Annotated in this window: 14 protein-coding genes; 5 read left to right on the forward strand and 9 right to left on the reverse strand. The window is 64.3% G+C overall.

Annotation, left to right across the window (positions count from 1 at the left end; translation table 11 throughout):
• Nucleotides 1-2: 2 nt before the first annotated feature.
• Nucleotides 3-887, forward strand: a complete 885-nt coding sequence (locus tag ACTJK0_RS00385; RefSeq protein ID WP_440743860.1) for a type II secretion system F family protein — start codon at nucleotides 3-5, stop codon at nucleotides 885-887.
• Nucleotides 888-980: 93 nt separating this feature from the next.
• Nucleotides 981-1,463, forward strand: a complete 483-nt coding sequence (locus tag ACTJK0_RS00390; RefSeq protein ID WP_440743861.1) for an Hpt domain-containing protein — start codon at nucleotides 981-983, stop codon at nucleotides 1,461-1,463.
• A 3-nt stretch (nucleotides 1,464-1,466) separates the two neighbouring features.
• Here the strand turns inward: ACTJK0_RS00390 and ACTJK0_RS00395 are convergent, their stop codons facing one another.
• Nucleotides 1,467-2,243: a response regulator transcription factor gene (locus ACTJK0_RS00395; RefSeq protein ID WP_440743862.1), complete on the reverse strand. Its 777-nt coding sequence runs from the start codon at nucleotides 2,241-2,243 to the stop codon at nucleotides 1,467-1,469.
• 254 nt (nucleotides 2,244-2,497) lie between these two features.
• Here ACTJK0_RS00395 and ACTJK0_RS00400 point away from each other — a divergent pair, with 254 nt between their 5' ends.
• Nucleotides 2,498-4,165: a sensor histidine kinase gene (locus tag ACTJK0_RS00400; RefSeq protein ID WP_440743863.1), complete on the forward strand. Its 1,668-nt coding sequence runs from the start codon at nucleotides 2,498-2,500 to the stop codon at nucleotides 4,163-4,165.
• Between the two features lie 48 nt (nucleotides 4,166-4,213).
• On the opposite strand, the gene truA is transcribed toward ACTJK0_RS00400, so the two are convergent.
• From truA to ACTJK0_RS00440, 8 genes are all read right to left on the reverse strand, one after another.
• The gene (gene truA, locus ACTJK0_RS00405) at nucleotides 4,214-5,128 is read right to left on the reverse strand and encodes a tRNA pseudouridine(38-40) synthase TruA (protein ID WP_110541313.1); all 915 of its coding nucleotides are present in this window, start codon (nucleotides 5,126-5,128) and stop codon (nucleotides 4,214-4,216) included.
• Between the two features lie 32 nt (nucleotides 5,129-5,160).
• The gene (rplQ, locus tag ACTJK0_RS00410) at nucleotides 5,161-5,748 is read right to left on the reverse strand and encodes a 50S ribosomal protein L17 (RefSeq protein WP_110541314.1); all 588 of its coding nucleotides are present in this window, start codon (nucleotides 5,746-5,748) and stop codon (nucleotides 5,161-5,163) included.
• A 68-nt stretch (nucleotides 5,749-5,816) separates the two neighbouring features.
• Nucleotides 5,817-6,827 carry a DNA-directed RNA polymerase subunit alpha gene (locus tag ACTJK0_RS00415; RefSeq protein ID WP_009358719.1) on the reverse strand — a complete coding sequence of 337 codons (1,011 nt, stop codon included), beginning with the start codon at nucleotides 6,825-6,827 and terminating at the stop codon, nucleotides 5,817-5,819.
• Nucleotides 6,828-6,949: 122 nt separating this feature from the next.
• On the reverse strand, nucleotides 6,950-7,351 hold the full coding sequence (gene rpsK, locus ACTJK0_RS00420) for a 30S ribosomal protein S11 (RefSeq protein ID WP_018760435.1): 402 nt from the start codon (nucleotides 7,349-7,351) through the stop codon (nucleotides 6,950-6,952).
• Nucleotides 7,352-7,405: 54 nt separating this feature from the next.
• A complete protein-coding gene (gene rpsM, locus ACTJK0_RS00425) occupies nucleotides 7,406-7,780 on the reverse strand; it encodes a 30S ribosomal protein S13 (RefSeq protein WP_003803743.1) in 375 nt (124 codons plus the stop codon).
• A gap of 184 nt (nucleotides 7,781-7,964) precedes the next feature.
• Nucleotides 7,965-8,078: a 50S ribosomal protein L36 gene (rpmJ, locus tag ACTJK0_RS00430; protein WP_009358722.1), complete on the reverse strand. Its 114-nt coding sequence runs from the start codon at nucleotides 8,076-8,078 to the stop codon at nucleotides 7,965-7,967.
• Nucleotides 8,079-8,149: 71 nt separating this feature from the next.
• The gene (gene infA, locus ACTJK0_RS00435) at nucleotides 8,150-8,371 is read right to left on the reverse strand and encodes a translation initiation factor IF-1 (protein WP_009358723.1); all 222 of its coding nucleotides are present in this window, start codon (nucleotides 8,369-8,371) and stop codon (nucleotides 8,150-8,152) included.
• 171 nt (nucleotides 8,372-8,542) lie between these two features.
• Nucleotides 8,543-9,475, reverse strand: coding sequence for a P1 family peptidase (locus tag ACTJK0_RS00440; RefSeq protein ID WP_440743864.1), 933 nt, complete (start codon nucleotides 9,473-9,475; stop codon nucleotides 8,543-8,545).
• 216 nt (nucleotides 9,476-9,691) lie between these two features.
• Between ACTJK0_RS00440 and ACTJK0_RS00445 the strand changes: the two genes are divergently transcribed.
• Together ACTJK0_RS00445 and ACTJK0_RS00450 are read left to right on the forward strand one after the other, a co-directional pair.
• On the forward strand, nucleotides 9,692-10,651 hold the full coding sequence (locus tag ACTJK0_RS00445) for a carbohydrate ABC transporter permease (RefSeq protein WP_440743865.1): 960 nt from the start codon (nucleotides 9,692-9,694) through the stop codon (nucleotides 10,649-10,651).
• On the forward strand, nucleotides 10,648-11,568 hold the full coding sequence (locus tag ACTJK0_RS00450) for a carbohydrate ABC transporter permease (RefSeq protein WP_440743866.1): 921 nt from the start codon (nucleotides 10,648-10,650) through the stop codon (nucleotides 11,566-11,568). Before ACTJK0_RS00445 ends, ACTJK0_RS00450 begins: the two co-directional genes overlap by 4 nt.
• The last annotated feature ends 11 nt before the right edge of the window (nucleotides 11,569-11,579 follow it).

Here is an 11,579-nt window from a genome sequence, read left to right on the forward strand (position 1 = left end):
CCATGAACCTGATCGTCCTCCTGTCCGTACTGCTGGTCTGCATCCCCCTTGCGGCGCTGGCCTGGTCCATCCTCACGGTGGACAAGCAGGGCCGTGTAGCTGTCTCCGATCTGCTCTCCCGCGGCGCTCCGCCCGTTGCCGCTGCGCCCGCCTCCAAGCCGGGCCTGCTGGAAGGGATCGGCAGGCGGCTGACTCCGCCCGCGTACGTCGCTTTCCTTGACCGGCTGCTGTCCCTCGCCGGCCGGCCCGCCTCAATGCCCCTGGGAAAGGTGCTGGGGTCGAAGCTCGGCCTTGGCCTGGCAGGCGCGGCGGTGGGCCTCTACCTGACCTCCATCGGCAGCTCACCGATTATGAAACTCGCGGGTCTATTTGTCCTGGTCCTCGGTTACTTCATCCCGGACCTCCTCCTGTACAGCAAGGGCCAGGAGCGGCAGAAGGCCATGCAGCTGGAGCTGGCCAACACGCTGGACCAGATGCTCATCTCCGTGGAAGCCGGGCTCGGTTTTGAAGGGGCCATGGCCCGGGCCGGAGAGAACGGCAAGGGCCCGCTCGCTGAGGAACTGGTGCGCACCCTGCAGGACATGCAGGTGGGACGCAGCCGCCGGGAGTCCTACATCGCCCTGGCGGAAAGGACCAGCATCCCGGAACTGCGCAGCTTTGTGCAGGCCGTGGTGCAGGCCGACACCTACGGCATCGCGATCAGCCGGGTGCTGCGCGTCCAGGCCAAGGTCATGCGCGTCAAAAGGCGGCAACGGGCGGAGGAAAAGGCCATGAAGCTGCCCGTCATGATCCTTTTCCCGCTGTTGTTCTTTATCTTCCCGGTCCTCTTCATTGCCATCCTGGGACCGGCAGTCATCAATGCAGTGATGACCTTCAGCGGCCAGTAAAGATACTCAGTACGGCGGCAAGGTTGCCTCAAGGTTTACACAGAATGAGAAGAAATAGGACACCAGAGGATTTCCAGGAAGTAGCCTTGAACAATGAAAAGTCCCGATCCCGGTTCCGGCGGAAAGAGCCCCGCTGCGGACTCCCCGCTGTCCGGGGTCGCGTCTCCCGCCGCGTCCGTTCCGCCCGCCGGCCCGGCCCCCTCACTGGAAGCAGCCGGTCTCTTGCCGTTGATTGATGCAGCAGTCCTGGAAGAACTTGAAGACGAACTGGCAGGGTCGGGCCTGGCCCAGCGCTTCGTTCGCGACTACGCCGCCATGTGGGACCTGCGGCTGGCCCGGCTGGGATCGGCAGTGGACAGCCAGGATGAGGCCTCAGCCCTGGACGCGGTGATCAGCCTCAAGATCAGCTCCGCGATGGTAGGCGGGGTACGGCTCGCCAAGCTCGCCGAACTCCTGGAAGGCCTGATCCGGCGCGGCGATTTCGCCCAGGGCCAGGCACTGATGGCAGGCGTGGCCGTGGACGGGGCCCGCACCGTATCCGAACTGCAGTCCACCTACATCCTGGAGAATGGCTAGCAGTCAGGCATCATCCGGCCGCCGCGGCGCCAGCCGGTAGCCCACCCCCCGGACCGTCTGCAGCCAGCGCGGCGACAACTGGTCTTCCTTGAGCTTGCGCCGCAGGTTGCCCACATGCACCTCGACGGCCCGCTCGTCCGCCTCGCTGATATACGTATCCCGGTCGTAGAAGTCGCCCCTCACCGCACGGACCAGGTCAGCCCTGGTGCAGACGGCGCCGCCACCCTTCAACAGCACATGGAGCAGGTCGAACTCGCTGCGGGTGAGGCCCAGCGGCTCCCCTTTGATTTCCACAGTGCGCGTCCGGTGGTTCAGCAGCAGGCCGTTATGCTGCAGCACCCCGGGTTCCACCTTGGCAGCCGCCGCCTCCCCCCACTGCGGCTGCGACGGCTTCTGTCCCGTCACCTCATGCCTGGGCCGGCGCATCATCGCCGCCACCCGCGCCCGCAGTTCCCGGGGCCGGAAGGGTTTGGCGATGTAGTCGTCCGCGCCTGCGTTCAAAGCACCGAGCAGGTCCGGTTCGTCCGTCCGGCCGGTCAGCATCACCACGTAGGCATTGCTGAAGTTCCGGATCCGGCGTAGAACCTCAAACCCGTCAATGTCGGGCAGGCCGATGTCGAGCGTGACAACGTTGGCCTGCTTGCTGCGGACCACCTCAACTCCGGCCCGTCCATCTACAGCTGTATGCACTTCAAAGCCGGCCTGGGTGAGCACTCCTTCAAGGAGGTTGCGCACATCCGCGTCGTCTTCAATTACTACAGCTACACCAAGATCGTCCATTGCTATCCCTGCGCCAGGCGGAGATGGCCCCCCATTGGCCCAGCGCCAATGCCATTCCCGCTCCAACCATTTATACGCTACTAGTAAGCCGGGCTGATGACATCTGAATCGGCACCGAAAATTGAAAAGTCAATTATTATGACAAGACATGTGCATTAATCAGAGGAAAGGGCGGATGCCAAGGTAACTGGGGGAAATCAATACACCTTGGCGCGCGCCCGCTTTCCACGTGTAAAGGGGTACGAGTCAGAACCATGGCTGAGCCGTTGTTCCACCGGGGACCCGGCCGCATCTTCCGCCGGCTGGGCACCCGTGCCCAGGTGGCGCTGTGCCAACTCCCCCTCACGGTAATCGTGGCTGCAATTGCGGTGGCCACGCCTTTCGCCTGGCCCTCCCTGGTGGACAGCCCGCTGTACGCCGCCGGGATCGTCCTGCATGGAATACTGTTCCTCGGCTGTTTCCTGGTCCCGTGGGAGCGCTTGGCACACCGCCCGTACCTGCTCATCCCGGTTCTGGATTTCGCCGCCATCGGATTCCTCCGCAACGGTGCTGCACCCCTCCTGCCGGGTCTGGCGGTGCTGGTCATCTTCCCGGTCATCTGGCTCTCGGCCTCCGGGATGCTGGCGCGCAGCAGCCTGGTCCTCAGCTTCGTAGGGCCGCTCCTGATCATGCTTCCCACCGCAGTGCCCCACTTCCCGGCCCTCACGGCCTCGGACATCACCAGCGCCGTCCTCTTCCCGGTAATGATGCTTGCCGTCTCCCTGGCTATCCGCTTCGCCAGCGTCAGCCTGCGCCAGCAGCAGGCCGAACTGGCGGACAAGGACCGCGAACTCCGGGACTTGCTGGCGGCAAGCCGGGAACGGGAAAAGCTGCTCGAGACAGTACTGGACGCAACCGACGTCGGTATTGCCGCCGTCGACCGTTCCGGGCACTTCCTGGTATCCAACAGCCGCCAGCGCAACTTCCGCCGTGCCACCGGCGCGGACGACGCCGTCCCCGGCCAGGGCCACCAGCTGATCTTCGGCCAGGACCGCAGCACCCTGCTTCCGCAGGACCGCCGGCCTATCAACCGGGCCATGGCAGGTGAGTCCTTCGCGGACTACCTGGTGTGGGCCGGTGAAGGACCGGACCAGCGGGCCGTCTCCACCGCTGCCCGCCCCCTGGTCAGCGAGGACGGACGCCTTACCGGTGCCGTGGTGGTCTACACCGACGTCACCGGCTGGGTGGAGTCCCTGGCGGCGAACCACGAACTGGTATCCAACGTGTCGCACGAATTCAAGAACCCGCTGAACTCGATCCTGGGCAACGTGGACCTGGTGCTGGACGATGCTGACGGCCTTCCGCCGCGCGTGGCCCAGCGCCTTACGGTGGTCCAGCGCAACGCCGAACGGCTGCTGGACCTCGTGGCCGACCTGACGGCCTCTGCCTCCACTATGCTGAACGTCCATCCCAAGCGGACGGACCTGGCCAGCCTGGTGGAGACCAGCATCAGCTCCGCCCAGGCCTCGGCGCAGCGGTCCCATGTGGAGATTGCCGCGGACGTGCCGTCGCCGCTGTGGGCCTACGCGGATCCGCTCCGCATCGGCCAGGTGCTGGACAACCTGGTCTCCAACGCCATTAAGTACTCCCCCGACGGCGGCCAGGTCAGCATCAGTGCCACGGCGGACCGGCAGTGGGTCCGCCTCAGCGTCAGGGACACCGGAATGGGCATGACCGACGAGGACGCGGCCCGGGTATTCAACCGCTTCTTCCGGACCGAGTCAGCGCAGAAGGCCGACATTCCGGGTGCAGGGCTCGGGCTTTCCATCACCCGGATGATCGTGGAGCGGCACGGCGGCAGCATCCAGTGCGAGAGCGGAGCGGGCCAGGGCAGCACCTTTACGGTGACCCTGCCGGCAGAAGGTCCCCCGCCCGCTTTCTAAAATCATCGACTGCCGGGTAAATGCCGTTTTGACGCCTGAAAACGGCAGTTACGGAGCAATCGATGGGGGCTGATGCTCCCGGAGGGCCCGCGTCTGTTCCGCACGGGCCAGCAGTTCGCTGTCTGACGGGTACGCCACTTCCTCCAGCACCAGGGGGTGGGGCGCCGCAAGCACGGATTTTGCGTCCCGCTTCTGCAGCAGGAGCCGTTCGTACAGCCAGCCGGGCGGCACTGTCCCCTCACCCACGTACAGGGCGGAACCAATCAGCGCGCGCACCATGTTGTGGCAAAAGGCATCCGCCTGGACGGTGGCCACGATGGCGCCGTCCTCGCCGCGCCGGAACTCGAAGCGCTGCAGTTCGCGCACGGTGGTGGCGCCCTCGCGCGGCTTGCAGAAGGACAGGAAGTTCTGAAGCCCCAGCAGCTGCGAGGCCCCCTTGTTGAGGAGGTCGACGTCCAGCGGGTTCTTATGCCACAGCGTGAAGTAGCGCTCCAGCGGATCCCACAGCGCCGGGCCATCCGCGATCCGGTAGCTGTAGCGCCGCCAGAGGGCCGAGAACCGCGCATCGAAACCGTCAGGGGCCAGCGAGGCCGCGTGGATCTCCACTGCGCCGGGCAGGTCCCCGAGCACCCGGTTCAACGCACCGCGGAGCCGCCGCAGCATGGCGACGGCGGGATCGAGTTCGTGCCCGCGCGGCATTGCCTGCCACTCGGCTTCGGTAAGGTCCAGGTGGACCACCTGGCCACGGGCGTGGACGCCGGCATCGGTGCGGCCGGCGACGGTGACCCGGACCTGGCGGCGGACCAGGAGTGCAATCGCTTCCTCCAGGACGCCCTGGACCGTGCGCAGGCCAGGCTGCACTGCCCAGCCACTGAACGGGCCGCCGTCGTAGGAAAGATCGAGCCGGATACGCAAAAACCCGCCGCCCCCTGGAACGGGGGCCGCGGGTTTTTGGTGGTTCACAGACCTAAGTCTATAAGAAGCCGGTCAGCGAATTACTTCGCTTCCTTCTCCTCGGCAGCCGGAGCGTCGGCAGCTTCCTCAGCGGCCGGAGCCTCTTCGGTTGCAGCTTCCTCAGCAGCAGGCGCCTCTTCGGTTGCAGCAGCTTCCTCAGCGGCCGGTGCTTCTTCAACAGCAGCCTCTTCAGCGGGAGCTTCCTCGGCGGCCGGGGCAGCCTTGGCAGCAGCCTGGGTAGCCTCGGCTACGACGGCCTGCTTGGCGGAAACCGGCTCGAGGACCAGTTCGATGACAGCCATGGGAGCGTTGTCGCCCTTGCGGTTGCCGATCTTGGTGATGCGGGTGTAGCCGCCGTCGCGGTTCTCCACAGCCTGGGCGATGTCGGTGAACAGCTCGTGGACGATGCCCTTGTTGCTGATCAGGCCGAGCACGCGGCGGCGGGAAGCGAGGTCGCCACGCTTGGCGAAGGTCACCAGGCGCTCTGCGTACGGCTTCAGGCGCTTGGCCTTGGTCACCGTGGTGGTGATCCGCTTGTGCTCGAACAGGGATGCTGCCAGGTTCGCGAGCATGAGGCGCTCGTGAGCCGGGCCGCCGCCGAGGCGCGGACCCTTAGTGGGGGTAGGCATAATTGTTTCTCCTCATGTGGAAGCCGTGGGCCGCACTCCATGGTGCTGCCCGCCGGCCAAGGTCTGGTTTAGAGTTCGTCGTCGCCGAAGGCGGCGTCGTCCTCTTCGATTGCTGCGGCGCGTGCTGCGAGGTCAAAACCGGGAGGCGAATCCTTGAGGGACAGGCCCAGTTCAACCAGCTTTGCCTTGACCTCGTCAATGGACTTGGCACCGAAGTTGCGGATGTCCATCAGGTCAGCCTCGGAGCGTGCAACGAGTTCACCCACGGTGTGGATGCCCTCACGCTTGAGGCAGTTGTAGGAACGGACGGTGAGGTCCAGATCCTCGATCGGCAGTGCCATGTCGGCTGCCAGGGCAGCGTCGGTGGGCGACGGGCCGATCTCGATACCTTCAGCTGCGGTGTTCAGCTCACGGGCCAGACCGAACAGTTCCACCAGGGTGGTGCCTGCGGAAGCAACGGCATCGCGCGGGGCGATGGCCTGCTTGGTCTCGACGTCGACAATCAGCTTGTCGAAGTCGGTGCGCTGCTCAACACGGGTTGCTTCCACGCGGAAAGTAACCTTCAGCACCGGCGAGTAGATGGAGTCGACCGGGATGCGGCCGATCTCTGCGTCGCCGGACTTGTTCTGAGCTGCCGAAACGTAGCCGCGGCCGCGCTCGATGGTCAGTTCGAGTTCGAACTTGCCCTTCGAGTTCAGCGTGGCAATGTGCAGATCCGGGTTGTGGAATTCGACGCCGGCCGGCGGAGCGATGTCCGCGGCGGTGACGACTCCGGGGCCCTGCTTGCGCAGGTAAGCAACGACAGGCTCGTCGTGCTCGGAGGAAACCGACAGGTTCTTGATGTTCAGGATGATCTCGGTGACATCTTCCTTGACACCCGGAACCGTGGTGAACTCGTGCAGCACACCATCGATCCGGATGCTGGTTACGGCAGCACCGGGGATGGAGGAGAGCAGGGTACGGCGGAGGGAGTTTCCGAGGGTGTAGCCGAAGCCCGGTTCGAGCGGTTCAATGACGAAACGCGAACGGTTTTCGGACACGACCTCTTCGGAGAGGGTGGGGCGCTGTGCAATGAGCACTTAGGTTTCCTTTCGGCGAGCATCCGCTATATGACGCAACACAGGTGGTGGAAATTCGGTCTGAAGACTTAACGCGCTGGGCTTGCCCGGANGGTCCGGGCAAGCTCCTGCTGCGGAAAGAATTAGACGCGGCGGCGCTTCGGCGGGCGGCAGCCGTTGTGGGCTGCCGGGGTAACGTCCTGGATGGAGCCAACCTCGAGGCCAGCGGCCTGCAGCGAACGGATCGCGGTCTCGCGTCCGGAACCCGGGCCCTTGACGAATACGTCGACCTTGCGCATGCCGTGCTCCTGCGCACGCTTGGCAGCGGCTTCAGCAGCCATCTGGGCAGCGAACGGGGTGGACTTGCGCGAGCCCTTGAAGCCAACCTCACCCGAGGAAGCCCAGGAGATAACAGCACCGCTGGGATCCGTGATGGAAACGATGGTGTTGTTAAAGGTGCTCTTGATGTGCGCCTGGCCAAGCGCGATATTCTTCTTGTCCTTCTTACGCGGCTTGCGAACCGCGCCACGAGTCTTCGGGGGCATTTTTTCTCCTACAGAAAGTTATTGGGGAAAGTCCGTAAATCCCGGGCGGGGATTTTAACGGGCCTTCTTCTTGCCGGCGACGGTACGCTTCGGCCCCTTGCGGGTACGTGCGTTGGTCTTCGTACGCTGACCGCGTACGGGCAGGCCCTTGCGGTGGCGCAGGCCTTCGTAGCTGCCGATTTCCACCTTGCGGCGGATATCTGCTGCTACTTCGCGGCGAAGGTCACCCTCAACCTTGTAGTTGCCTTCAATGTAGTCACGCAGCTCAACCAGCTGGGCGTCAGTCAGGTCCTTGACGCGAACGTCAGCGCTGATGCCCGTGGCAGCCAGGGTTTCGTGTGCACGGGTCTTGCCCACGCCGTAGATGTAAGTAAGCGCAATTTCCAGCCGCTTTTCGCGGGGAATGTCTACGCCAGCGAGACGAGCCATAGTGGCAGTACTCCTTGATAAACCGGAGGTCGTAGGCAGTACACCCGCATGTTCCATGCGGCCCCAGCCTCCGACCGGGGGTTAGCTGTCCGGACTCTTTCGAGCTCAATGTTCCAGATCAGCTTGTGCTGCCTTTATTTACTTGCGTGGGTTAGCAACCCAGGATTTCCTTCAGGGAAGGAAATTAGCCCTGGCGCTGCTTGTGGCGCGGGTTCTCGCAGATCACCATGACCCGGCCATTACGGCGGATCACTTTGCACTTTTCGCAGATCTGCTTGACGCTCGGCTTGACCTTCATGGCATTCCTTTGCGTGTAGCAGTGTGGTCAACTGGAGCAGCATTCAGTTCGCACTGATGCTGCCCAGCAATTTACTTGTAGCGGTAGACGATACGACCACGGGTGAGGTCGTACGGGCTCAGCTCCACCACTACGCGGTCCTCAGGGAGGATTCGGATGTAGTGCTGACGCATCTTTCCAGAGATGTGTGCCAGAACGATGTGCTTGTTGGTGAGCTCAACGCGAAACATCGCGTTAGGCAGCGCCTCGGTCACAACGCCTTCGATCTCAATGACCCCGTCCTTCTTGGCCATACCCTCCGCTAACTGTTGTTGCCGCAGCCCCGCCGGATTGCACCGGGCATGACCACGAACGTTTTTGTTGGATCGATTGCCTTCCCCAGGCCCAAAAGGGCGTGGCAGTCCAGACAACCAACAAGCAACACTACCCTGTCAGGCGGTAAAAGTTAAATCGGCCATAGTAGCCTACGCGGTGCGGTAAGCACCATATTCGCCGGCGGGGGTGCTGACGCTGTCCGCGCCGGCCACGCCGTCAAGGATCGCCAGACGTACGACGTCGGCTGCCGCACTTTGGAGCGTGATAAGGCTGACCTGCCGGGCGGCTGCGTCCGACCGGTCGAGTGCCACGGCACCGGTTGCGAGGCAAAAGACGGTGTCCCCGTCGGCAAGCGTGTGGCTGGGATTCAAGGCCCGGGCGATCCCGGCATGGGAAGCAGAGGCAGTCCTTTTACACTCGGCCACATCAAGAACGGCGTTGGTAGCAACAACGACAAGAGTGGTGTTAAGGGGCGCGCCGTGGCTGGCTTCCGACCCACCAGCCGAAGTGCCAAACGGAAGTCCGAGGGCGTTGACTATGGCCAGCGCTCCGACTACCACCCCGTTCTCGAGCGTGGCCGACGCCGTCCCCACTCCCCCTTTGAACTGTCCCCGTCCGATGAGTGCCCCGGTGCCTGCACCCACGTTGCCGCGTCCGACGTCGTGCCCTTCCTTGTGTGCAGCTGCGGCAGCCGTTGCCGCGTAGCCCATGTCCGGCGTCGGCCGTGCGGAGAAGTCGCCGCCCCTGCCAAGGTCGAAGATGGCGGCGGCGGGGACGATCGGCACCACTCCCCCGGGCACGGCAAAGCCGCGGCCGTTTTCCTCGCACCAGCGCTGGGCGCCTGCGGCGGACGCGAGTCCGTACGCGCTTCCGCCGGTGAGGACCACGGCGTCCACGGCGCTGACCAGCGTGGTGGGGTCCAGGGCATCCGTTTCGTGGGTGGCCGGACCGCCGCCCTGGACGTCCACGGAGCCCGTGGTGCCCGGCGGCGGCAGGACCACCGTCACCCCGCTGAGCCAGCCGTCGGTGTCTCTTTGGACGTGCCCCACGCGGATGCCCGGGACGTCGGTGATGGTTCCCATGCCCCTATTCTCCCCTTAGCGGGGCGTGCCCCTGCCGCAGCAGCGAACTTTGTGCGAGACTGCATCCAACACAGCGTTAACGGGCGACGAAGCCTTGGATAACAGTCCCCTGGCAAGGGCATATGCGGGTTTCAACCCTCTGACGGTCTGGTGTAGTAGTCCCTAGATCCAGCCAGGGCCGGCCACGAGCAGGCTCCCAACCCGGGAGAGAAACGCATGACCCGTCAACTCGCCCCGCATCCTTCCGCCAAACCCAAACGGCCGCCGGGCCAGGACGGGAAGGTGCCCAAGCGGCGGTGGACCGCACGGACGCGCCGCGACTTCCTGGTTTTCCTGGCCATGGCTTTGCCGAACCTCGTGCTCATCGCCGTCTTCACCTACCGTCCGCTGTTGAGCAACATCTATTACTCGACGCTGGACTGGACGCTCGGGTCCCCCACCGCGACAGTAGTGGGCCTGGCCAACTACGCCACCTTCTTCAACAGCAACGATGCGCCCAAGGTGCTGGGCACCACCGCTGTCTTCACGCTGGTGACCGTGGGCGGTTCGATGATCCTGGGTTTGCTGGTGGCCCTGGCCCTGAACGCGAAGGTCCGGGGAACCACGTTCGCCCGCTCCGCCGTCTTCGCACCCTATGTGCTCTCCGGTGTCGGCGTGGGCCTGGTCTGGCTGTTTATCTTCGACCCCGGCTACGGCGTCCTGGCATGGCTGCTGAGGGGTTTCGGCCAGCAGAGCCCGCAGTGGATCAACGATCCCCAACTGTCTCTGGTCATGGTGATCCTGGTGTACGTCTGGAAGAACCTGGGTTACTGCGCGGTGGTATACCTCGCCGGGCTCCAGTCGCTCCCGCAGGAGGTCATGGAGGCGGCGTCGCTCGACGGCGCCAACGGATTCCGCCGCTTCGTCAGCATTTCGCTGCCGCTGCTGTCCCCCACCACGTTCTTCCTCCTGATCACCACCATGCTCAGTTCCCTGCAGGCCTTCGACCTGATCCGGATCATGACGCCGCTGGGCACGGGCACCAGCACCCTGATCTACGAGGCCTACCTCCAGGCCTTCGGCGCCTACAACAGGGCCGGCTACTCGGCGGCCATCTCGGTGGTCCTGTTCGCCATCCTCCTGGTGATCACCGTGCTTCAGCTGAGGTTCGTTGAACGAAAGGTGCACTACTCGTGACCTCCCTGTCCCCGGTGAACCCGGATCCCGCCGCACCCACCACCGCTGCCCCGGAACCAGACCTTCGACGCGACCACCCGTTCTCCCGCCGCAACCTGGTCCGGACCGTGATGGGCGGTTACCTGCCGCTGCTCGTGGCCACCCTGGTGGTGTTCCTGCCACTGCTGTGGATGGTGCTGAGCTCCTTCAAACAATCCGGCGAAATCGTCACCACAGACCTGAAGATCCTTCCGGAAAGCCTGAACCTGGAGAACTACCGGACCGCCATGACCACGGTGCCGTTTGGACAGTTCTTCCTGAACAGCACCATCGTTACCCTGTCCGGGGCCACCATCAAGGTGCTGCTGGCGATCCTGACGGCATACGCCCTGGTCTTTGTCCGCTTCCCGTTCCGGAACTTCATCTTCCTGCTGATCCTGGTGGCCCTCATGGTGCCGCCGCAGGTGTCCATCCTGCCCAACTTCATCCTGATCGCAGGTATCGGCGGGAAGAACACCCTGTGGGGCATCATCCTGCCCGGTCTTGGCACCGCGTTCGGCACCTTCCTGCTGCGCCAGCACTTCCGGACCCTTCCGGCCTCCATCCTCGAATCGGCCGAAGTGGACGGTGCCGGCCATTGGCGCCGTTTGTGGCAGATCGTGGTCCCCGTCTCCATCCCGTCCATCGCCACCGTGGCACTGGTCACCATCGTGACCGAATGGAACGACTACATCTGGCCGCTCATCATCACGGACCGGCCGGAAACAATGACCCTGCCGGTGGGCCTCACCCTGCTGCAGAACAACGAAAGCAACGCGGCGGGCTGGGGAGTCCTCATGGCCGGGGCCGTCCTGGTCATCGTGCCGATCCTGATCATCTTTGCCGCCCTGCAGCGTTACATCGTCGCGGGCCTCACCCAAGGCAGCGTCACCGGCTAAGCCGCCGGCCG

Origin of the sequence: Paenarthrobacter sp. 22069, assembly GCF_052046035.1 — a bacterium.
Lineage (GTDB): Bacteria > Actinomycetota > Actinomycetes > Actinomycetales > Micrococcaceae > Arthrobacter.